Genomic DNA, 22,343 nt, shown 5'->3' with positions numbered 1-22,343 from the left:
CTATGCCTCCGCAACAATGTCGAGCATCTCGCCCACGTCCGCGGCCACACGGTCCGCGCCGGCGCGCTCCAGTTCACCCGGTGCGCCAAAACCCCAGCGTACACCCAGCGCTCGCAGGCCGTTCGCCTTCGCCGACGCGATATCGATATCCCGGTCGCCGATCATCCAGGCGTCCGGCGCGACCCGCCCCGCCGCCAGCAGGTCGCGCAGCTGGTCCTGCTTGCGGATGCCGACGTCACCGCCGCTGACGAACGAGAAACATTGCAGCAGCTCGAAGTGGTCGAGCACCTTGATGGCCAGGTCCTCGCGCTTGGAAGTGCAAACGCCCAGGGTGACGCCGCTCGCCGCCAGGCCGGTGATGGCATCGTAAATACCCGGGTACAGCGTGTTCTCGGCGTAGCCCGTGGTGGCGTAGCGCTCGCGGTAGGTCACCACCATGTCGGGCACGCGTGCCGGCTCCAGGCCATCGGCCAGTTTCAGGAAGGTCTTGTCGATCTGCGGGCCGATTTCCGCGGCGATGGCGGCCTCCGGCGCGGCCTCGAACCCGTGCACTTTGAGTGCGTGGTTAAAGCTGCGAATGATGCCCGGGCTGGAATCGCTGATCGTCCCGTCCAGGTCGAAAACCAGTGTCGCCACGCTCATGCCGGCCGCACCGTGGCCAGGTACCAAGACAGGAAATCCCAGCCGTACTTTTCCATCTTCGACAATGGCCCCGGTTCATAAAAGCGCGAGTTCACGCCTTCGGCATTGCGCTCGATGATGCGCTTGTCGGCCTCGGTGGTCACATCCCACAGCCAGGTCAGCTGCGCCAGGTCGTAGTCCTGGCCCTCGACCGCGTCGCCGCGCACCAGCCAGGTGATGTCGCACACCGAGCGCTGGTGCGACACCGGCCGGAACGCGTAGATCACCACGTAGTCGCAATAGGCCAGGCCAAAGGTGACGGGGCCGATCTGCAGGTCGGCGCAGCCGCCGTAATAGTCGCTGATATCACCCAGCAGCGGTGCCACCGGGCGGCCGTCCTCGCTGCCGGTCACGTGGCCTTTCCACATCGGGTAGTGGGTGTACACCACGTCGGCGCCGAAGCCCGGCGCGTCGGCGAACTTCAGCTCGATCTGCGGGTTGCGCAGGCCGCACTGCGGCGCGCGCGCCATCACCTGCTCGTACAGCGGGCCGTAGCGCTCTTCCGGGTCGGCCAGCGCGTGGCCGCGTGAGTATTCCGGGTGCGCGGGCGCGCAGTGATAGCACTCGCAGTAGTTCTCCACTGCCAGCTTCCAATTAGCGGCCATGGACCAGGCCTGGCGGTGTGCGACCTTGGCCTGGTCCAGCCGGTACGGCGCCAGGCAATCGTTCAGCTCGCGCGTGGCGGCGGCCAGGTCGGACGGTTCTTCGGCAAAGTTGATGAAGATCATGCCGGCGACCACCTGGCAGGCCACGCGCTTGAGCGCGATGCCGTCCTTGTCGAAATCATCGCCCATGTGCGCGGCGGCGCGCAGCCGGCCTTCCAGGTCGTAGGTCCAGCCGTGGTACAGGCAGGTCAGGCGCTTCGACGAACCACGTGGTTTCACGCAGATGCGCGAGCCGCGGTGGCGGCAGACATTCAGCAGCGCGTTGATGCCGCCGTCGCGTCCGCGCACGATAATGACCGACTCGGTGTCGAGCTCGTACAGGAACCAGTCGCCCGGCGCCGGAATCTCGCTGACGTGGCCGGCGTACAGCCAGCTGCGCATGAACAGCTGCTCCAGTTCGCGGGCGTAAATTGCCGGCTCGGCGTAAAACGCCCGGTCCAGCGCGCGCATCGGGGGCTGGGCGTCGACCAGGCGGCGGAGATCACTGTCGTTCATCAACGGGGTTTCCACGCAAACAGGGTGTCCTTCGGGCGTGCTCATCCTGCCATAATACGGCGATGAAAAAATACGACGCCATTGTCATTGGCGCAGGACACAACGGCATCGCCAACGCGGCCTTTTTGCAGAAGGCCGGCCTGGACGTGCTGCTGGTCGAGAAGAACGACTGGATTGGCGGCGCCTCGGTCAGCCGCAACCTGCATGAAGACTGGATCTACTCCAACTGCTCGTACGTGTGCAGCCTGCTGCGCCCGGAGGTCTACCGCGCGCTGGACCTGGCCAAATACGGCCTGCAGGTAGTGCCCTACGGCGGCTCGGTGACGTTCTCCAGCGACGGCGACTACCTGGGCCGCTACACCGACCCGGACGCCAGCCGGCGCGAATACCAGCGCCACAGCCCACGCGACGCCGACGCGCTGCACCGCTACGAGCGCGACGTCATGCGCCAGTGCCGTTTCATCCGCCAGTTCCTGCTGCGCACCGCGCCGGACCCGACCTCGTTCAAGCCGCGCGACCTGCTGGAACTACTGCACATCGGCCGCGAACTCTGGGCCCTGGGCGAAGACACCATCTACGACACGATGCGCTTCTACACGATGAGCATCGCCGACTACCTGGACGAGTACTTCGAGAACCCGCTGATCAAGGCGGCCAAGGCCGGCAGCGGCATCATCGGCTCGGCCATGGGTGTGATGTCGCCGGGCACCGCCTACGTTCTGCTGCACCACGCCATGGGCGATGTCGACGGCACCGCCGGCGCCTGGGGCTTCGCGCGCGGCGGCATGGGCGCCATTGCCAACGCCATGCAGGCCTGCTTCGAAGACCACGGCGGCACGACCATCACTGGCGCCAGTGTCGAGCAAATCACCACGCGCGGCGGCCACGTCACCGGCGTGGCACTGGCCAACGGCGATGAGCACCGCGCCGATACCGTGGTCTCCAACATGACCCTGCCGCGAACCTTCCTGGAATGCATGGACCCGAAGGACCTGCTTCCTGAGTTCCTGGAGAAATGCCGCAACTTCAAGATCCGCGGCTCGTCCGGCAAGCTGAACATCGCCCTGGATGGCCTGCCCGAGTTCACCGCCCTTCGTGGCAACACCGAACTGCTCTGCGCCGACATGCACCTGGTCGACAGCATCGAGAAACTCGAACGCGCCTATGACGACTGGAAAGACGGCCACTGGTCGCGCGAGCCCTACCTGGACATGCTGATCCCGTCACTGACCGACCCGACCATGGCGCCGCCGGGCAAACATTTCATGAGCGTGTTCGTGCAATACGTGCCGCCGAAGATCGAGGGCCGCGACTGGACCGACGCCGACCGCGACGCCTTCAGCGACAACGTGCTGAACCGCATCGAGGCCTACGCACCCGGTTTCCGCGACAAGGTCATGCACGTGGAAGTGCGCACCCCGCGCGAGCTCGAGAACGAGGTCGGCCTGACCGAGGGCAACATCTTCCAGGGCGAGCTAACCATGGACCAGCTGCTGTTCAACCGGCCCATTCCCGGCTACGCGCAGTACCGCGGCCCGGTAAAGGGCCTGTATATGTGTGGCTCATCCAACCACCCGGGCGGTGGCGTGATGGCAGCGCCGGGCGCCAATGCCGCGCGCGAGATCCTGCGCGACCTGCGCCGCCCGAACACGGTGCCGGAGGGCTGGACCGATGACTGACCGCGGCCGCAGGATCATTATCATCGGCGCCGGCCACAACGGCCTGGTCTGCGCCGCCACGCTGGCCCGCGCCGGCCATCACGTGACCGTGTTCGAAGCCGCCACCAGCGTCGGCGGCGCGGCGATCACCCGCGAGTTCGCCCCTGGCTTCCGCGTCTCCGCCGGCGCGCACCTGTTGCATGCGCTGGACCCGGCCATCGCCCGCGAGATGAAACTGGCCGACCACGGCCTGGATTACGCCGCCACGGGTCTTGGCACCGTCGGCCTTGACCCGGATGGCCAGTGGCTACGCTACCTGGGTGCCGAACTGGAAGGCCCGGGCGCCAGCGACGCCGACCGCGAAGCCATCAAGACCTTCGATCGCCAGTTCGGCCGCTTCGCCGCCCTGTTACGCAATCTGCGCGGCCAGGTGCCGCCGCGCCTGGGCACCCGCGACCGCGGCGACTTGCTGGCACTGGGCAAGCTCGGTTGGGCCATCCGCCGCCTGGGCCGCGACGACATGCGCGAGTTCCTGCGCATCGCCGGCATCAACGTCTACGACGTGCTCAACGAGCGCTTCGAGAGCCCGCTGCTGAAAGGCGCGATCTCGCTCGACGGCACGCTGGGCACCTTCGCCGGGCCGCGCTCGAACAACACCGTCTTCAACCTGCTGAACCGCTACGACGACCAGGGCTACGCCATCCCCGCCGGCGGCATGGGCACGGTAACCGCCGCTATGGCCGACGCCGCTCGCCAAGCCGGCGCCGACATCCGCACCGGCTGCCCGGTCCGCCGCGTGATGATGGACTTCGACCGCGCCTGCGGCGTGCGCCTGGAGACCGGCGACGAGCACACGGCCGACGTGGTGATTTCCAACGCCGACCCGCGCACCACGCTGGGTGAACTTCTGGGCCTGCAGCGCCTGGAAGCTGGCTTCGCCCACCGCGTGAAGCACATCCGAGCGAAAGGCGGCGTGGCCAAGCTGCACCTGGCGCTGGACGGCCTGCCGGCCTTCAACGGCCTGGATGAAGCCCTTACCGGCCAGCGCCTGGTCATTGCGCCGGACCCGGACTATGTCGAGCGCGCCTTCAACCACGCCAAGTACGGCGAGTTCTCGGCGCAGCCGGCCATGGAGATCACGATCCCCAGCCTGCACGACAACCGCCTGGCCGCGCCCGGGCAGCACGTGCTCTCCGCCAACGTGCAATGGGCCCCGCACGACCTGAAGGGTGGCTGGAACGGCGCGCGACGCCACCTGGTCGAGGCCTGCCTGCTGATGCTGGAGCAATACGCCCCCGGCATCCGCGACCAGGTGCTGCACCACGAACTGCGTTCACCCTGGGACCTGGCCGCGGAATTCGGCAACGCCGGCGGCCACTGGCACCACGCCGAACTGACGCTGGACCAGTCGATGATGCTGCGCCCGGTACCCGGCGCCGCGCAGTACGCCACACCGGTCAACGGCCTCTACCTGTGCGGCGCCGGCAGCCACCCCGGCGGCGGCATCATGGGCAACGCCGGCCGCAACGCCGCCTGGGTGGTCGACCGCGACCTGGCCGCCGGCACGACTGGCACTCCAGAACCCACGGAGGACGAGGCATGAAGACCTTCGACATTTCCGACCGCGATCACTACCGGACGAAGGTCTTCCCCAGCCCGTTCCACAGCCGCCAGGCCGTGCTGAACGAGAACAAGGTCTGGTCGCGCTGGTACGACTACCAGTCCGTGCCCGCCTACACCTGCGAGACCCACGAATACTTCGCCGGCCGCAACGCCTGCGGCGTCTTCGACCTGACGCCGATGACCAAGCACCGCATCGGCGGCGCCGACGCCCTGCCCTACCTGGAACGCCTGATGACCCGGCGCATGGAGAAAATCCGCCCCGGCCGCGTCGGTTACGGCGTGTGGTGCGACGACGACGGCCAGGTCATCGACGACGGCACGGTCTTCCACCTGCGCGACGGCGACTACCGCCTGTGCTCGCAGGAACACCAGATCGACTGGCTGCTGATGAATGCCGAGGGCTTCGACGTCGAGGTCGCCGAGGAAACCCACGACGTGGCCGCGCTGGCCGTCCAGGGCCCCACGTCCTATGCCATCCTGCGTGACATGGGCCTGCCCGGCATCGAAAAACTGACGCCCTTCGGCCTGGCCCACTTCGACTTCGAAGGCACCGAACTCACCGTTTCGCGAACCGGCTACACCGGCGACCTGGGTTACGAGCTGTGGATCGACCCCGACCATGCCGAGCGACTGTGGGACCGCCTGTTCGCCGCCGGCGAGCAGCGCGGCATCAAGCCGCTCGGCTCAAAAGCCCTGGACATGCTGCGCATCGAGGCCGGCTTCATCCTGGCCGGCGTCGACTTCATGCCCGCCATGCACACCGTCCGCCCCGGCCACACTCGCTCGCCGTTCGAGTTGGGCCTGGACTGGCTAGTCGACTTCACCAAGCCACTCTTCAACGGCCGCCGCGCCCTGCTGCGCGAAAAAGCCGAAGGCTCGCGCTACGCCTTCGCCCGCCTGGACATCGAAGACAACAAACCCGCCCACAACGCCTACGTCTTCGACGCCAAAGGCAAGACCATCGGCTGGGTCACCTCGGCCATGTGGTCACCATCGGCCAAGAAGAACATCGCCCTGGCCACGGTCGAGGCCCCGCACGGCCAGCCCGGCGAAGACCTGCAGGTGGAGATCTACTACCAGCGCGAACTGCAGTGGAATCGCAAGATGGCAAAGGCAAAGGTCGTGGAGGGGCCGTTCTGGGCGCCGGAACGGCGGCGGGCGACGCCGGCTGGGGATTGGTAATCTCTGATCACGAATGTCCGCTTTTCGCCAAAGGCAAACAAGTCATTTCAGCAATTCAGCTTGAGTTCAGCCTTGATTGATAACATGGGCAAAACTTCAACAGTCGATTATCAGGAGTGCAGCAGTGGTTACAGGACGTTTCACTTTAGTGCTATTGCTCATCTCAACCGCTTTCTCCGTCAGTTCTGACGAGTTGCCTGTACGCATAATCGACATTGACGATGGTGATGCGAATGGGTTCGTACAGGTCCTGTGTGACGCGGCGGACTTTCCGGGGCACCATACCGTGGTCCGGTTGGCCGAACGTGGCCACTACACGGTTCTTGTGGAGAGTTGGCGGGCATGCCGTTATGGCGGAACCTTCGGGGTTATTCCGGTTGAGCCAGGTGCGCGTGAGGTTTTGGGCCAGCTGACCATTGAAGGAAACAACTCCGTCCTCGACCTTGAAGGGTTTAGTGGGTTTTCGGTTCATGCGGGCGGCTGGCTAACCCTTGAGCAATTGGAGATCCGCAATGGCGGAGGCTCCGACGTCATCGCAAACGACGGTCGAGCCGACCTACAGGGCGTGTCATTGCTCTACAACTCACCGGGGCAAGGTCTCGATTGGGGAAGTCCTGGACAGGAGGATGCCCGTGCCACGCTGCTTAATCGCGGCACTATGACGCTACGCAATGTCGTAGTCGCCGGCAATACGCTTTACGGGGTTTCCGAGTCGCTGTATGACAGCGAGACTCCGCTGGCGGACTGTGAAGTGTTTGGAAGTGCCGGTGTGCTGAACGAGGGCAGCCTGATTATCAACAACACTTCGATTTTTGACGGCCGGGTTCTGCGCAACAATCAAGGTGCGCTCGGCGATGAAACCGGCTGCCTCGCAAATGACCTGTTAGCCACGCCGGGGGCAGAAACCAGGGTCAGCAACTCAATTATCAGTTCGCCCTACGCCTGCGAGGGGTCAGTTGTCTCGCTGGGGTACAACACGGTCCGGCCAAATTCCCAGAGCCCAGACGGTGGTTGCCAGTTCAACGGCCCAGGGGATCGCGTGGCCGGGGCGTTGGGCGGCGCGTCGCGCCCGGGTGATGTAGAGAGAATCAGGCAACTGAACCGTTTTCGATTCCCATTGGCCTCAGCTGAGGGCAACCTTGGCAACCCGGAGCCGTCTGAGACCTCTGAAGCCAGCTGCGAATTGATCGACAACCGCGGCTACCTGCGCCTGGAAAACAAATGTCTTAGGGGCGCGTTCGATAACCGAGCCACTCCGAACCTGCACCCGGGGCTGGATGGGCTTTGGTTCGACCCGGAGAACGATGGTCAATACCTCCGGATCAGTCATTACGGCCCAGGCAACATATTGCTGATGTGGAACAGCTTTGATGACCTGGGTCAGCCTGTGTGGGTATACGGATTCGGAGGATCCGGTGGACAGACCGTCACCGTGGATGCGTTCGTGAATGAAGGCGTTGCCCTGGTGGATGGGAACATCATCGGTGAAGCCGAAGCTTTAGCCTGGGGAACGTTGTCTGTCACGGTTCAGGATTGTCAGACAATAACCTTTGACTACAACCCGCTTGACACGAGCATCGTTGCGCAAACTCAGACCTTGGGAAGACTTACGACCAATCGAAGCGCCGATTGCCCAGAGGGCCCACCGTTGCGTTAACAGTTCGAGTAGCGAGTCTCAGGTAGCCGATGTTTGGGAATTGTCTTTTCTGCGGCGATTCTTTTTTGGTGGGGTAAACGAGTACTCGAGTGTGCCACCAGTCCGGGCGACCAGTTTGACAAGGTACTCGATGCTCATTCCGTCGAGGTTTTCGTTAAGAATCTTGCTGATCTTCGGTTGCTGGACACCCAGGCGGGCGGCGGCTCTGGCCTGGCTCAGCCTGTTGCGCCGGATGAATATCCTGACCTGTTCGCCAAGAAACACCTTCAGTGCGAGGTGCGCAGACTCTTCCCTGGTAAAGCCGAGATCCTCGAAAACTTTTCCTGTAGTGAGGCTGTTCACTTCAAGCACTCCGGTCATGGTCGGTCAGCCGACAAGTGAATGGGCTTAAGTACATATTCCATCAAAATATACCCGTTCAGGTATATGAATCAAGTAGAGCCGACACGCGAAGCGTGGCATGACGACTAGCCACTGAAGATGAGAGACCACGCGCTGGATATCGGCGTTGCGCCTGAACTGATGTAGGAAACCCTCACTCAAGCCCAAAGCGCACCACGCGTCACCTGCGGGATACTCGTTCCCAGACAGCAGTTTTCGGCCACAGGCGGGCGCGCTTTTCTGCTTCGGCTGTTTCAGCTGTTGCTCCGTAAAAAACAACGAGTTGCATGCTATGCTGATAAATGACCGTGTCTGACCATGCGCAGATTGTTCGCTAATGGCAGATTCAGCGGAAACCACTGGACTGGAGGAATCTCGTGACCAAGCTAATCAAAGTGATGTTGCCCATTGCCGCATGCGCGTGGATGACGGCCTGTACCAGCACCTCCAGGATTCAGTCGGATTACCAGGACGAACTGCAGATCAGTCAGCACAAAACGTATGGTTTCAAAAGCCGCGCCGAATTCAGGGACGCCGACCTGGTCAGCGAGCTTGAACTCTATGTGAGCGCTGCCGTCGTGCAGGAATTGCGCGCGGCAGGCCTGGTTGAGTCTGACAACCCCGATATTCTCATCGACGTATCCGCAGAGCTTGAGGAGGTCACCCGCGCGCCCATGGCCGATGGCGTCGGCAATGGCATCTGTCCCAGCTACGAGGACTACTTCAGCCGCTGGTACAACTTCTCGTACGGCGGCACGACGGGCGAGAGCAGAAGCCCCGTCTGCAAGTACGCGGACGGCCAGTTTTCGGTTGAGCTTCTGGATGCCAAACAGGACCAGTCCATCATGAAAGGCGTTTCTCTGGTACGACTGGACGAGAACGACAGGGGCGAGCGCCTGCTGCTTTCAGCCAGCTATGACGTTGCCACCATGTTCGGCGATTCGCCCGAGCGCGACGGCCGCCTGACTCGCAGCATGGCCAACCGGTAAGTTTCGGCTCAACAGGGGTTCAGAACCAAATCGGACCACGGGGCATGTTCGGGCAAATGTTAGCGTCCGGATGGACCGTTCCGCATCAATCTCGCTATCTCTTGAGCCGATTCGCTCTCATCGCGAGATAAAGCCTCAACAACGCCGTTGTAGTTCTTGGCTGGCTGATTCTGACTCAGCTTCCATTTGCCTTCGATAGACTCAACGCGGATTTCAAACCCGACAATCGCCCCCAGGAGTCGATGAATGAAGTCCTCCGGGGCATCGTCTAATGACCACGGTTCGGACTGAGCAGCCTCATGCTCATTCGTAAGGCTCTCGAGAAACGTCGTTTTCCAACGTGCATCATGAATGAATTCAATAGCGCCTGACGCATGAACTGCGGTGTAGTTCCACGTGGGCACGACCCGGCCATGCTCTTTCTTGGTTGGATAAGCACTGGGGGAAACATACGAATTGGGGCCATTAAAAACAGCGATACATGACCTTGATTCGTCAGTTCTCCAGATGGGGTTCGAATGGGCTACATGGCCTCTCAACACAAGCCCCCTATCCCCTGCGTCGTCAACCAGGAGTGGAACATGATTGACAGACGTGTTGTCGCCGGCAAGCACAACAAGCGTTGCGAAAGGATAAGAGCGCATCAGTTCGACGATAGCGCCGTGGTCATGCTGCTTAAAATGGCGGGGTATGTACATAATCGCAGTTGATTGCTAACGTTGAGTTTAAAGGAGCGCCTAATATCCGCTTCTGGTCGGAAATAAACCAAACCTCTGGTTGGCCTCTACGGGCTGGAGCGAGACATCCAGTTCAACCCGCAAACCCAGTCTACGCCGAAGTCACAAGCGAGGCGGTTATCGACCACCACCGTAATCAGTCGTGTAAGGGCGTCAGACCCAGCCCGGTGGGATATCCATCGACTGGTGGGGAATGCCGATAACTTCGATGGTTTCGGTGCCGACGATATAGAAAATCACGTGGCTGCCTTCAGGAAAGCTTCGGTAGCCCGGATGAACATCATTGCGTTCCCGGCCTGCCAACAGATGCTGGGCAAGCCATTCCATCCGGGTATTCAGGGCGCGCATGTAGGCTTCCAATTTGCGAAGCCCCCAGGTTTCAATGGTGTAATCTGCAATCGCCTCCAGGTCAGCAGCCGCCCTGGGTGTGAACTTCACTCCATGGGTCACGATCGCGCTTTGGCACGCGCAATGACCTTTTCGATATCAAAGTCCTCGACGAAGTCCTTTCTGGCCGCCTGGTCCGCGCCTTCCGCCAGGTGATGACGTAACGCTTCGAGCCGCCTGCCGCGATCCTCAAGCTCACGTAGCGCGTCCCTAACCAACTCGCTGGCAGTTGTATAGCGCCCACTGGCAATTTCCTGCTTGATGAACTCCTCCCAGTGCTGGCCCAGGCTCAGGGATGTCGTCGCCATTGTCGATACGCCTCGAGATTATTCAATATGAATATTTTAGGCCATGCGCCCGGCAAATTCCGCCCGAATAAGATGTGATCCGCAGATTAACCAGTCTTGAATCCGCAACGTATCGGACATTCACCCGTTCTCACGTAGGAAAACCCCTCCCTGGTCCCTTTCGCGCCCTTCGCGAAATCCGCGAAATCTGCGGAAAAAATCCCCCACTCCACCACCAACGCTGAGGGCTTCGCGCTAACCCAACAAAACCCCCTCCACAAATGGCATCATTACCGCATCTGAAAACCCAGGTTTCACCATGAGCTTTACCGAACTGCGCCAGCACGACCGAGACCGCTGGCATGCGCTGGCCGGCCGGGCGGTCGAGAAGCCGGAAACGCGGCATTTTATTGACGGCGACTGGGTCGACTCGGTGGACGGCGGCCGTTTTGAGACGGTCAACCCGGCCACCGGCGAGGTGATCGCCGCGGTGTCGGCTGGCACTGTGAAGGATATCGACCGCGCCGTGGCATCGGCGATGGCCGCTTTCCAGTCGGGGGCGTGGTCGAAGATGGCGCCGCGGCGGCGCATGAAGGTGATGTACGGCTTTGCCGATCTCGTGGCCGAGCATGCCGAGGAACTGGCGGTGCTGGAATCGCTGGACATGGGCAAGCCGATTCGCGATGTGATCAATGTCGACCTGCCGCTTGTGTGCGAGACCATCCGTTTCATGGCCGAGTGCATCGACAAGGTCGACGGCTCGGTGACCAACACGGCCAGCGATGTGCTGCACATGGTGCTGCGCGAGCCGCTGGGCGTGGTGGGCGCGATTACGCCGTGGAACTTCCCGATGCTGATGGCGGCGTGGAAGTTCGCACCGGCGCTGGCAGCGGGCAACTCGGTGGTGCTGAAGCCCGCCGAGCAATCGTCGCTGACCAGCGCGCGGCTGGCGGAGCTGTTCGTGCGCGCCGGCGGACCGGCGGGCGTGTTCAACGTGGTCAACGGTATCGGCGAGGTGGCCGGCCAGGCGCTGGCGCTGCATAACGACGTCGCCAAGATTTCATTCACCGGCTCCACCGCGGTGGGCAAGTTGATGCTGCAGTACGCCGGGCAGTCGAACATGAAGCACGTCGGCCTGGAGTGCGGTGGCAAGTCGCCGCACCTGTTCCTGTCCGACCTGCCGGACATGTCCGCGGCCGTGAAGGCGGCCTATGGCGGCGTGTTCGACAACATGGGTGAGGTCTGCGCGGCGGGCTCGCGGCTGCTGGTCGAACGCCCTATCTATGACGAGTTCATCGAGCGGTTCACCGCCGAGAGCCAGGGCGTATACGTTCCCGGCGATCCGCTGGACCCGGGCACGAAGATGGGCCCGCTGGTGACCAAGGCGGACCAGCAGCGCGTGCTGGGCATGATCGAGACCGGGCGCAGCGAGGGTGCGCGGCTGGTGTTCGGCGGTGATGCGCCGGAGGCGCTGGAGCCGGGTGCCTATGTGAATCCGACGCTGTTCGCCGATGTCGACAACCGCATGTGCATCGCGCAGCAGGAAATCTTCGGGCCGGTGGCCAGTGTCATCCCCTTCGACTCCGTCGACGAGGCGCTGGCGATCGCCAACGACACCATCTACGGGCTCGCCGCCGGGCTATGGACCAGGGATATCGACAAGGCCTTCAAGCTGGTGCGTGGGCTGCAGTCCGGTGTGGTGTGGGTGAACACCTTCGATAACGCGGACTTCACCCAGCCATTTGGCGGCTACAAGCAGTCCGGCAATGCGCGCGACAAGTGCATCGACAGCTACAAGAGCTACACCCAGACCAAGTCGGCCTGGGTGAAACTATCGGGGTAATCGCGCCCCAGGTGATTCATGAACGATGAATACGAGAATACGAAGTACGAACCTGAAACCCACATGAGTGAAGTGGATGCGCCGCCGGAGCCCCTGCTGCAGGAACTGGAGGAATTCCTGGAGAGCCATCCCGAGACCCGCTTCATGGACGTGTTCGCCGCCGACATCAACGGCATCGTCCGCGGCAAGCGACTGCCCCAGGAAGACTTCGAGAAACCGTTCGAAAAAGGCGCCAACTTCTGCGCCGCCACCACCCTGATGAATACCCGTGGCGAGGCCGCCGAGCGCCTGCAATATGGCGCGCATGACGGCGACCCGGATATCCGCTCGGTGGCCGTGCCGGGCTCTCTCGTGCCGGTGCCCTGGGCCAGCGTGCCCACCGCGCAGTGCCTGCTGGAGTTGCAGGAGTTCGACGGCACGCCGTACTTCCTGGACCCGCGGAATGTGCTGCGCAAGGCCATGCAGCCGTTCAGGGACATGGGCCTGACGCCGGTGATGGCCACCGAGCTCGAGTTTTACCTGATCGACTATGACGGCGACACGTTCGTGCCCCGCCACCCGAAGATTGCCGGCTCCGACTGGGACCAGCTGGGTGTGCAGTTTGGCAGTTTCGACGACCTTGACGACGTCGAACCGTTCCTGGTCGACCTGGACAATTTCTGCAGGGTGCAGAACATTCCGGCCGGCGCAGCCCTGGCCGAGTACTCACCGGGCCAGTTCGAGGTCAACCTGCAACACGTGGACGACCCGGTGCTGGCCTGCGACCACGCGATTCTGCTAAAGCGCGCGGTGAAGGCGGCGGCCAAGAAGAATGGCCTGGCGGCGACCTTCATGGCCAAGCCGTTCGCCGAGCATGCCGGCTCCGGCCTGCATATCCACGTGAGCCTGGTCGACGAGGACGGCAACAACGTGTTTGCCGGTGAAAGCGAGCATGGGCCCTGGTCGGACACGCTGCGTCACGCGATCGGCGGGCTGGCGGAGGCCATGCCGGAGTCGATGGCCGTGTTCGCGCCAAACGCCAATTCCTACCGCCGCTACGCGCCCGGGTTTTTCGTGCCGGCAACGCCCAACTGGGGTCCCAACCACCGCGACCTGGCGCTGCGCATCCCGGTGTCCGGCGATGACGCACGCCGTGTCGAACATCGCGTTTCCGGCGCCGACGCCTGCCCGTTCCTGGTGGTCGCCGCCATCCTGGCGGGCATGCACCACGGCATCACCAACCGCTGCGAACCGGGCCCCATGACCCGCGAGCGCGAGGACGTCGACTACGAGGTCACGCTGCCCATCCGCTGGGACCAGGCGCTGGACCGGTTCGAGGCAGGCTCGATCCTGAAGCCCTACTTCGGCGACGAATTCCACCGCGTCTATGGCGTCGCCAAGCGCGAGGAATCCGACATGTTCCACGCCGAGATCACCGACCGCGATTACGAGTGGTATTTGCGGGCTGTCTGAGAAACTTTTCGACGCGACATTCAAGTTTCAGCAATATGATGACACCCCTTCGCGCTGTTTTCTGACAGCACGAGAGCCCACCATGTCTCAGACTGTTCCTTCTGCGCGCGGTGCTTTGAACCTCAACTGAAGAAAACGCGCATTGATGTAACTTCTAAATGTAACTACAATGGCAGTCAAGTTCGAATGGGACCAAGCCAAGCAGCGAACAAATTTCCGCAAGCATGGCGTGGATTTTCGCGATTGCGTGAGCATTCTCGACGACCCACGAAGCATCACGCTGATCGACAATCGGTTTCCGTACAACGAGTACAGGTTCAAAACGTTTGGCCGGCTCCACAACCAGTTGATAGTTATCGCTTTTGCTGACTGCGACGACACGGTTCGCATCATTTCGGCCCGAAAGGCGCACAAACATGAGCAAAAAGAATACTTCAGATTCTTCCGTTTTCAGTGACATGGACCGCTTGCGGCGCATGCGCGACGAAGACATCGACCTGTCCGACATTCCCGAGGTCACCCCGGAAATGTTCGCCAATTGCGTGGTTCGGGTAGGCCTGAAGCCGGTCGAGAACAAAAAGCAGGTCACGCTGCGCGTTGATGCAGATGTGCTTAAGTGGTTCCGCGCTCAGGGGCGCGGATACCAAACAAAAATTAATGCCTTATTGCGCGCCTACATGGAGGCGCACAAACCGGGTTAGCGCTTCAGACGCTTGTCGGCGTCATCCTTGTAAGCCTTCGCAGCCGCCAACAACACGTCCGGATGCAGGCGCACCGTGTACGACGGGTTGGCGTAGGTGAAGTTGATCACGCCGTCCTGGCCGACGATAAATGTGGCCGGCACCGGCAACGCGTGGTGCGTTTCTCCGGATGCGGCCTCCAGGTCAATACCGAACCCCTGGTAGCGCTCAATGGTGGCATCATCCACGCGGAAGGCGATACCAAAACCGCGCGTGGCTTCTGCCTTCGCGTCGGACAGCATGGTGTAGCCGATCTCCGGGTCCTGCAGGCTGGACACCAGCTGTGACGGCTGGTCCATGCTCAGGAACCAGACCTCGAAGCCCATGTCTTTCAGCTCCGCTTCGGCCTTGCGCATTTCCGCCAGGTGCATGTTGCAGTAGGGGCACCAGCCGCCGCGGAAAAACGTCATCACCACGGGTTTTTCCATCGCCGAAGGATCAAACTCGAACGGCTGGTTTTCAACCGTGCGGGCCGCGAAGGCCGGCGCAACCATGCCGGGTAGCAGCGGCTGCACATCGTTGGCATCGGCATGAATGGCCGTGCGCTCATCACCAGCCCAGGTGGCGCCCACAGTCATGAAACAAAGCAGCAACGCGCAAAGCACCAGCCACCCATTCAACGGTTTACTCATCAATCTCTCCCGGAGATTCACGTTCATGAAAGCAAGTTGACCGCCCAAACCTCAATTTGCTTTCAATTATCCCAATTCGCGCCCTTCGCGCAATTTACGCAAAAAAAGGCCGGCATGTTTCCATACCGGCCCAGCACACCACGTTGAAGTGTGTTTGCTCTACTCAGTACTCGAACCGGAGGCCCATTGAGAACGTCCGGCTGTACAGGTAGTTGTGGAAGTTGAATAACTCTGGCTGGTTACCGTAATTCCAGTGGTACTCAGGCTCGGTCAGGTTGGTGGCATCGAAGGTCACCGTCAGGTGGTCGGTCATGATCCAGGTGAGCTGGAAGTCCAGGCTCTCTTCCTGGCCGCGCCAGACCTGCAATGGGTTGGCGAACAACGCCGCCTCGTTGTTGTTGTAGAAGTCATCACGCCAGAAGTAGCTCAGGCGCATGTTCCACGTATCACGGTCGTAGGCCAGGATCGCGCTGTACGAGGTGTCGGACACACCACCGATGGGCGAGATGTCGAACCCGGTAATGTTGCCGACGTCATCCAGGACCGGCAATTGCTGCTCGGAATCCAGGATCGTGTAGCTGCCCTGAATGCCCAGGCCGTTAAACCAGCCGGGCAGTTCCGGGAACCAGGTCACACCAAACTCCCAACCGTCCAGGCTGGAGGCGCCCGCATTATCCGGCTGGCTCAGGATGTAGTCATACGGACCACGGTCCGGCGAGTCATCCGGGAGGTCGATGTTGACGACATTCCGGAAAGGCACGATGTTGTTGCTGATATCGCGCTTGAACCAGGTGGCGTAAAGCACGCTGCCCTCGGCAAAGTACCACTCCAGCGAGATGTCCGTGTTCTCCGATTCGATCGGCTCCAGGTTCGGGTTACCGCCCGAGGCCGTGCCATAGCCGATATTCGTGACGTCCGGGAAGTACTGGATGTACGGATTCAGCTGGTTGAACGCCGGCAGGTTGAACGTTTCGGTGTAGCTGAAACGTGCCAGCAGGTTCTCGGTCATGCCCCAACGCACCATCAGGCTGGGCAACGTTGTCGTGTTGCTGTTGTTGGCCGTGACAAATGCGCCGGTATCATCAGGTGACGCGATATCAGTGTCGACGTCCAGCCAGCGAAGGCCAACGCGACCGTCGATAAAACCGGCGCCGACATCGGCATAGAAGTCAGCCTGCATGTACGCCGCGATCTGCGTTTCGTCGACCTGGAACACCGGGCTGTAACTCGGGTCCGCAAAGCCGTAAATCTGGCGCAACTGCGGCAGGTTGGACAGCACCCAGTTCGGATCTGCCACGACCCAGCCCTGCACGACGCCTTCCTGTCCGCCGAAGAAATCGCCGGTGTTGTACATCGTGAATTCCGGCGGCAGGTCCGCCAGCGTGGTGCCATCAACCGGGCCACCCTCCAGTCCGGGCGTGACCTGGTCTTCGGCGGAACGGTCGTCCCAGCGGGCGCCGAAGGTCAGTGTCTTCACAACACCCCAGTCCACGTCCCAGTCCGCGTCGGCGGTCCAGGTCAAGGCATCGCCGCTGGAGCGTGCGCCGTTCTGGAAGCCCCAGTCCAGGAAGTAGTTGTCGACGTTGGTCGGGTCATTCGCCGGAGAACCCATTCCACTGGGGTCATAGTCAAGGTACGGTACGCCGTCGCCCGAGTTGATGTTGATGTAGAACTCGGGTGCGATGCGGGCCACGCGCTGGCCCCAGAAGTCCGTTTCGAACTCACTGTCCTGGAAGGCGACATCGGATTCCAGGGTAAACGTATCGCTCAGCTCCCATTGGCCATTCAATGCGTAAAGCCAGCTGTCGGTCTGCTGCACCGTCACGTCACCGGAGGTGAAGCTAAAGCCGTCGCCCATGGTGCGCCCACGAATGATGTTGGTGCCGCTGTAGATTTCGACCGGATCAGCCAGGTCGTATATCGGCGAGTTCAGGAACTGGAACCAGAGGCTGTTGAAGATGTCCTCGCGGTAACCGTTGTAGAACACTTCCATCGTGTACTGGGAAGTTTCATTCGGCGCCCACTGCAGGGCCACGTTACCCGCCGGGCGCTCACGCTCACCGCGCGCGTCCAGGTTGAACATGGCGTCACGCCAGTGCAGGTATTCGCGGCTCGGGTCGCCAGGCAACGTCGAACCGGGCGCCGTCGGCAGGCCGCGGTCGGTACCCGGGGTCCAGCCCTGGTCAGGCGGAATCTGGCCCAGGCCGTTGGCCACGGTGTCGAACGGGAACGATGCACCGGCATGCGCACCCTGGTCACGCCAGTCGACCTGCGTGTAGGCAATGTTGATCAACCAGCCGAATTCACCGCCGCCACCGGTCTCGAAACGGTCGCTCAGCAGGAAACTCCCCTGCGGGTTGAACTCATCCGCCGCTTCCATGTAAGTGGCTCGCACCTGGCCCAGGAAATGCAGGCCCTCGTCGATATCGAAATCGAAGGGGCGATTGGTGTGAATATCGATCTGGCCGGCGATACCACGCGAGATGTTCTCGGCGGATCGCGTCTTGTACACGTCGACCCGGTTGATCAGGGTGGACGGAATGTCCTGCAACGCCACGGAACGCCCTGCGGCGGTAAACACGTTGCGACCATTGATCGTAGTGGTGACATCGGCCAGGCCGCGAATCGACACCACGGACACTTCGCCCGCGCCGCGATCGGTCACCTGCACGCCGGGGATGCGCTGCATGGCTTCGACCACGTTGTTATCGGGGAATTTACCGAGATCCTCAGAGACGATGGAATCAACGATCGCCATTGATTCACGCTTGATCTCGACGGCCGCCGTCATGCTGTACTTGACGCCGGTGACGATCACTTCTTCGAGAACGCTTTCGTCTTCGTCCTGCGCCATTGCCGACTGTCCGGTGGCCAGTGCCATCGTAATGGCCAGTGGCAGGCGCTTGAGTGTGCTGCTTTTCATTGAATGTCCTCCTCCAGGAAGCATGAGCCGTAATCGTTATCTGGATCTTGCAGGACTGCCCGAAACCCGGTTGAGACCGGTGTCACGGGTGAGCTAATTCATGGTCGTTCACCTGGTGCCATGCAGGTGCGCCACTTTTATTTGCAAGAGCCTGTGCTTTTCACTCATCATATTTGTACTACTTATAGACTAAGAGTTCAATCATCTCGTGATGAGGCCCAGAAAAATCAGGATGAACCGGGGTTACTTCGGGACGGGAAATCCGACATCGGAAGGGGCGATCTCGGCTGCGGCGTCGTTTCGGTTTTGCGCTTCGGAAAGCAGAACCTTCGCCTCGGTCAATAGTTCGCGCATGCGTGTCTCAGCCAACGCCTTGTCGCCTGCCTCGATGGCCTCGAGCACCTGGTTGTGGTCTTCGACGTTGCCGTGTTTGTCTTTTTGCGGTGGATCGGTAACACGGATAGAGAAACGCAGCGCCACCGAAATCATGAACCGCAGGCTCCAGAAAAACCGGTTGCCGCTGCCTTTAAGGATGGCGACATGAAAGTCGATGTCCGCCACCAGGGGATCGGCGCCACCGAGCACGGACTCGCGCATGCGATCGATGGCGTCCTTCATCTCGGCGATTTCCGCGGGCTTGGCGTTCTGCGCGGCCAGCGCGGCGGCGGCGGGCTCGATGGCCAGGCGCACTTCCGCGAACTCCTGGATCAACGGCAGTACGCCGCGCCGGTGCAGCAGCCACGACAGAATGTCCGGGTCGGCCAGGTTCCATTCGGTCTCGGGTTTGACCACGGTACCGCGCCGCGGCCGGGCATCGACCAGGCCTTTGGCGGTCAGCATCTTGACGGCTTCGCGCAGGACGGTCCGGCTGGCGCCGAACAGCTCCGCGAGCTCGGTTTCCGTGGGCAACGTGGCACCGGGCGGGTACTCGCCCACCGCGATGGCCTGGCCCAGCGACGCCGCCACGCGGTCCGTCAGGCTACTGTGAATCTGGACATCCAAATGGGGCTCGCCTCGACTGGAATTAATTAAGTACTATCATAATATCTAAATAATGGACAGCGGCAACACACCGCTCCAAAACGCTCAGGAGAAGCAATCACCATGACCCAAGGCTCACACCGACTCGCCCTGGTATTCGCAGCACTGGCATTTTCCATGCCCACCGCGATATTCGCCGACAACGGCACCACCCCCGGAAATCAGAAGGAAGACTCCATGGCGAACGAAACCAGCACCACCCAGCGCATCTATGGCACCACGGCCGACGGCAAAACCGTCACGGCGGTCACCCTGCGCAACGCCAACGGCATCGAGGTGGACGTCATCGGCTACGGCGGCATCATCACCCGCCTGATCACACCGGACCGCGACGGCAACGCGGGCGACATCGTACTGGGCATGGATTCCCTCGCCGACTACGAGGCCGGCACTCCCTACTTCGGCGCGCTGATCGGCCGCTATGGCAACCGCATCGCCAACGGCCGCTTCGAGATCGACGGCCAGGTGGTGCAGTTGGACAAGAATGACGGCGACAACCACCTGCACGGCGGCGTCGAGGGCTTCGACAAGAAGGTCTGGACGATGAAGCCCTTCGTGACGGAGGACAGCGCCGGCGTGGTGCTGAAACTGGTGTCCGAAGACGGTGACCAGGGCTACCCGGGCACGCTGAAGACAAAGGTGGTCTACGAACTGACTGACAGCGATGAGCTGGACATGCGCTTCCACGCCACCACCGACAAGCCCACGGTGGCCAACCTCACCCAGCACACCTATTTCAACCTGGCCGGCGCGGGCGACATCCTTGGTCACGAGCTGGAGATTCCGGCCTTATCCTTCACGCCGGTCGGCGCGGGGCTGATTCCCACGGGCGATATCGCCCCGGTGGCAGGCACCCCGTTCGACTTCACCACGGCGAAGACCATTGGCGAAGACATTGGCGCCGATAACGCGCAACTGGAACTGGGTGGCGGCTACGACCATAACTACGTGCTGAAAACCGCGGCCGATGACGAGCTGGTTCTGGCCGGGCGCGTCACCGAACTGACGACAGGTCGCGTGCTGGAAGTGCTGACCGTGGAGCCCGGCGTGCAGTTCTATTCCGGAAACTTTCTGGACGGTACGCTCAGCGGCAAGGGCCAGACCTACGGCCACCGCAGCGGCTTCTGCCTGGAACCGCAGCATTTCCCGGATTCACCCAACCAGCCGGACTTCCCGTCCACCGTGCTGCGTCCGGGCGAGGACTACGAGACACGGATTGTCTACCGGTTTTCCACCACCGATTAAGTACTGGCGACAAACGGGTCAGTCTGCCCTGGCGATTAGCCATGCCAGCTGCCCTCGCGCTGAATCGACCGCACCGAATACGCATAAACCATAACCATGATTAGAACGAGGAGAACTTACATGACGCTCAACCCCAAAAAACTCACGCGTGGGCTTTGCGTGGGCCTGCTGGCCCTGTCCGGCGGCATCGCCGGTAACGCGTTAGCCGACGTCGAAATGACCATCCGTGCCGATGAACCCGGCGACACCATCAGCAAGTACCTTTACGGCCAGTTTGCCGAACACCTGGGCCGCGGCCTCTACGAGGGCATCTGGGTCGGCGAGGACTCCGACATTCCCAACACGGGCGGTTTCCGTAACGACGTGATCGAGGCGCTGAAGCCGCTGAAGATCCCGGTGATCCGCTGGCCCGGTGGCTGCTTCGCCGACGAGTATCACTGGCGCGACGGCATCGGTCCGCGCGAGGATCGCCCGGTGCGCATCAACACCCACTGGGGCTGGGTGGAAGAGGACAACAGCATCGGCACACACGAGTTCATGCAACTGGTGGAGATGCTGGACAGCGAGGCCTACATCGCCGGCAACATCGGCAGCGCGCCACCCGTCGACATGGCCCAGTGGCTGCAGTACATGACCGCCGACGACAACAGCACACTGGCTAAAGAGCGCCGCGCCAACGGCCGCGAAGAGCCCTGGAAAGTAGCCTTCTGGGGCGTCGGCAACGAGACCTGGGGCTGCGGCGGCAACATGACGCCGGCGTACTACACCGACCTGTACCGCCGTTACGCGACGTTCCTGAAGGCGCCTTCGGGCTACATGCCCAAACTGGTGGCCAGCGGCGGCCAGAACGACGCCACCGACTGGACCGAGGCCTTGTCCGGCGGCACCACCGATGCCGGCATGTTCTTCAAGATCGACGGCATCTCGCACCACTACTACACCTTGCCCACTGGCGATTGGGGCAAGAAAGGCCAGGCCACCGGCTTCCCCGAGGCCGAGTGGATCTCCACGCTGGACCGCACGTTGATGGTCGACGGCCACCTGAACCTGCAGGAAGAAGTGCTGGAGCGTAATGACCCGGATGGCCAGGTCGGCATCTACCTCGATGAATGGGGCACCTGGTATGACCCGACCCCGGGCAGCACGCAGGGTTTCCTGGAACAGCAGAACTCCATCCGCGATGCGCTGGTGGCCGCGCTGAACTTCAATGTCTTCCACGAGCACACCGAACGGCTGCACATGGCCAACATCGCGCAGACCGTGAACGTGCTGCAGGCGGTGCTGCTGACCGATGGGCCAAAGATGATCAAGACGCCGACCTACCACGCGTTTGAGCTGTACATCCCGTTCCAGGACGCGACCTACCTGCCGCTGGAACTGGACGGCGTGCCGGACTACGAAGTGGGTGACGTGAGCGTGCCGCACGTCTCGGCCACCGCCGCGCTGACCACCGACGGCAAGCTGGCCATCGGCCTGGTGAACCTGCATGCCTCGGATGCCATCGATATTGATATCGACCTGGAAGGCTTCAGCGCCGACGCCGCCGAGGCGCGAGTACTGACCGGTGCCTCTATCGACGCGCACAACACGTTCGACTCACCCGAAACGGTGAAGCCCACGGGCCTGGACGTGAACCTGGACGGCGATTCGCTGGAAGTGAGCCTGCCGCCGCGTTCGGTCAGCGTGATCCTGCTGGACCCGTAACCGGAGTGGTGGGGTCAGAGC

General features: G+C 61.9%; 20 protein-coding genes. 11 read left to right on the top strand and 9 right to left on the bottom strand.

Annotated elements, in window-relative coordinates:
- The gene (locus F3N42_RS12665) at positions 1–642 is read right to left on the bottom strand and encodes an HAD hydrolase-like protein (RefSeq protein ID WP_150864841.1); all 642 of its coding nucleotides are present in this window, start codon (positions 640–642) and stop codon (positions 1–3) included.
- On the bottom strand, positions 639–1,841 hold the full coding sequence (locus tag F3N42_RS12660) for an aromatic ring-hydroxylating oxygenase subunit alpha (protein ID WP_191621403.1): 1,203 nt from the start codon (positions 1,839–1,841) through the stop codon (positions 639–641). The genes F3N42_RS12665 and F3N42_RS12660 overlap by 4 nt, the downstream gene beginning before the upstream one ends.
- Positions 1,842–1,903: 62 nt before the next feature.
- On the opposite strand from F3N42_RS12660, the gene F3N42_RS12655 reads away from it, so the two are divergent.
- The 4 genes from F3N42_RS12655 to F3N42_RS12640 all read left to right on the top strand — a co-directional run bounded on the left by F3N42_RS12655 (position 1,904) and on the right by F3N42_RS12640 (position 7,961).
- Positions 1,904–3,520, top strand: coding sequence for a phytoene desaturase family protein (locus tag F3N42_RS12655; protein WP_150864839.1), 1,617 nt, complete (start codon positions 1,904–1,906; stop codon positions 3,518–3,520).
- The gene (locus F3N42_RS12650; protein WP_150864838.1) at positions 3,513–5,102 is read left to right on the top strand and encodes a phytoene desaturase family protein; all 1,590 of its coding nucleotides are present in this window, start codon (positions 3,513–3,515) and stop codon (positions 5,100–5,102) included. Before F3N42_RS12655 ends, F3N42_RS12650 begins: the two co-directional genes overlap by 8 nt.
- On the top strand, positions 5,099–6,304 hold the full coding sequence (locus F3N42_RS12645) for an aminomethyltransferase family protein (RefSeq protein WP_150864837.1): 1,206 nt from the start codon (positions 5,099–5,101) through the stop codon (positions 6,302–6,304). Before F3N42_RS12650 ends, F3N42_RS12645 begins: the two co-directional genes overlap by 4 nt.
- Positions 6,305–6,452: 148 nt before the next feature.
- Complete coding sequence (locus tag F3N42_RS12640) at positions 6,453–7,961, top strand: hypothetical protein (RefSeq protein ID WP_150864836.1); 1,509 nt, start codon at positions 6,453–6,455, stop codon at positions 7,959–7,961.
- A gap of 18 nt (positions 7,962–7,979) precedes the next feature.
- Here the strand turns inward: F3N42_RS12640 and F3N42_RS12635 are convergent, their stop codons facing one another.
- Positions 7,980–8,321 (bottom strand): helix-turn-helix domain-containing protein, encoded by a 342-nt coding sequence (locus tag F3N42_RS12635; protein WP_150864835.1) that lies wholly within the window; start codon positions 8,319–8,321, stop codon positions 7,980–7,982.
- Between the two features lie 398 nt (positions 8,322–8,719).
- On the opposite strand from F3N42_RS12635, the gene F3N42_RS12630 reads away from it, so the two are divergent.
- Complete coding sequence (locus tag F3N42_RS12630) at positions 8,720–9,331, top strand: DUF4136 domain-containing protein (RefSeq protein WP_150864834.1); 612 nt, start codon at positions 8,720–8,722, stop codon at positions 9,329–9,331.
- A gap of 59 nt (positions 9,332–9,390) precedes the next feature.
- Here F3N42_RS12630 and F3N42_RS12625 read toward each other — a convergent pair whose 3' ends face one another.
- The 3 genes from F3N42_RS12625 to F3N42_RS12615 all read right to left on the bottom strand — a co-directional run bounded on the left by F3N42_RS12625 (position 9,391) and on the right by F3N42_RS12615 (position 10,763).
- Positions 9,391–10,029 carry an FMN-binding negative transcriptional regulator gene (locus F3N42_RS12625; RefSeq protein WP_150864833.1) on the bottom strand — a complete coding sequence of 213 codons (639 nt, stop codon included), beginning with the start codon at positions 10,027–10,029 and terminating at the stop codon, positions 9,391–9,393.
- Positions 10,030–10,221: 192 nt separating this feature from the next.
- Positions 10,222–10,506: a type II toxin-antitoxin system RelE/ParE family toxin gene (locus tag F3N42_RS12620; RefSeq protein WP_224784913.1), complete on the bottom strand. Its 285-nt coding sequence runs from the start codon at positions 10,504–10,506 to the stop codon at positions 10,222–10,224.
- An 8-nt stretch (positions 10,507–10,514) separates the two neighbouring features.
- Positions 10,515–10,763: a type II toxin-antitoxin system ParD family antitoxin gene (locus F3N42_RS12615; RefSeq protein WP_150864831.1), complete on the bottom strand. Its 249-nt coding sequence runs from the start codon at positions 10,761–10,763 to the stop codon at positions 10,515–10,517.
- A gap of 298 nt (positions 10,764–11,061) precedes the next feature.
- On the opposite strand from F3N42_RS12615, the gene F3N42_RS12610 reads away from it, so the two are divergent.
- The 4 genes from F3N42_RS12610 to F3N42_RS12595 all read left to right on the top strand — a co-directional run bounded on the left by F3N42_RS12610 (position 11,062) and on the right by F3N42_RS12595 (position 14,738).
- Positions 11,062–12,585 carry an aldehyde dehydrogenase gene (locus F3N42_RS12610; RefSeq protein WP_150864830.1) on the top strand — a complete coding sequence of 508 codons (1,524 nt, stop codon included), beginning with the start codon at positions 11,062–11,064 and terminating at the stop codon, positions 12,583–12,585.
- 63 nt (positions 12,586–12,648) lie between these two features.
- Positions 12,649–14,037, top strand: a complete 1,389-nt coding sequence (locus F3N42_RS12605; RefSeq protein ID WP_191621402.1) for a glutamine synthetase family protein — start codon at positions 12,649–12,651, stop codon at positions 14,035–14,037.
- A gap of 169 nt (positions 14,038–14,206) precedes the next feature.
- Positions 14,207–14,494, top strand: coding sequence for a BrnT family toxin (locus tag F3N42_RS15920; protein WP_150864828.1), 288 nt, complete (start codon positions 14,207–14,209; stop codon positions 14,492–14,494).
- The gene (locus F3N42_RS12595) at positions 14,454–14,738 is read left to right on the top strand and encodes a BrnA antitoxin family protein (protein ID WP_150864827.1); all 285 of its coding nucleotides are present in this window, start codon (positions 14,454–14,456) and stop codon (positions 14,736–14,738) included. Before F3N42_RS15920 ends, F3N42_RS12595 begins: the two co-directional genes overlap by 41 nt.
- On the opposite strand, the gene F3N42_RS12590 is transcribed toward F3N42_RS12595, so the two are convergent.
- From F3N42_RS12590 to F3N42_RS12580, 3 genes are all read right to left on the bottom strand, one after another.
- Positions 14,735–15,409, bottom strand: a complete 675-nt coding sequence (locus F3N42_RS12590) for a peroxiredoxin-like family protein (protein WP_191621401.1) — start codon at positions 15,407–15,409, stop codon at positions 14,735–14,737. The two genes, F3N42_RS12595 and F3N42_RS12590, sit on opposite strands and share 4 nt — an antisense overlap.
- 163 nt (positions 15,410–15,572) lie before the next feature.
- Positions 15,573–18,332 carry a TonB-dependent receptor gene (locus F3N42_RS12585; protein ID WP_191621400.1) on the bottom strand — a complete coding sequence of 920 codons (2,760 nt, stop codon included), beginning with the start codon at positions 18,330–18,332 and terminating at the stop codon, positions 15,573–15,575.
- 243 nt (positions 18,333–18,575) lie between these two features.
- Positions 18,576–19,334 (bottom strand): FadR/GntR family transcriptional regulator, encoded by a 759-nt coding sequence (locus tag F3N42_RS12580; RefSeq protein ID WP_224784912.1) that lies wholly within the window; start codon positions 19,332–19,334, stop codon positions 18,576–18,578.
- Positions 19,335–19,436: 102 nt separating this feature from the next.
- Here F3N42_RS12580 and F3N42_RS12575 point away from each other — a divergent pair, with 102 nt between their 5' ends.
- Positions 19,437–20,618, top strand: a complete 1,182-nt coding sequence (locus F3N42_RS12575) for an aldose epimerase family protein (RefSeq protein WP_150864824.1) — start codon at positions 19,437–19,439, stop codon at positions 20,616–20,618.
- A gap of 120 nt (positions 20,619–20,738) precedes the next feature.
- Positions 20,739–22,322, top strand: a complete 1,584-nt coding sequence (locus F3N42_RS12570; RefSeq protein ID WP_191621399.1) for an alpha-N-arabinofuranosidase — start codon at positions 20,739–20,741, stop codon at positions 22,320–22,322.
- The last annotated feature ends 21 nt before the right edge of the window (positions 22,323–22,343 follow it).

It is taken from the genome of Marinihelvus fidelis (assembly GCF_008725655.1).
Lineage (GTDB): Bacteria > Pseudomonadota > Gammaproteobacteria > Xanthomonadales > SZUA-36 > Marinihelvus > Marinihelvus fidelis.
This window is presented reverse-complemented; position numbering and strand designations above follow the sequence as displayed.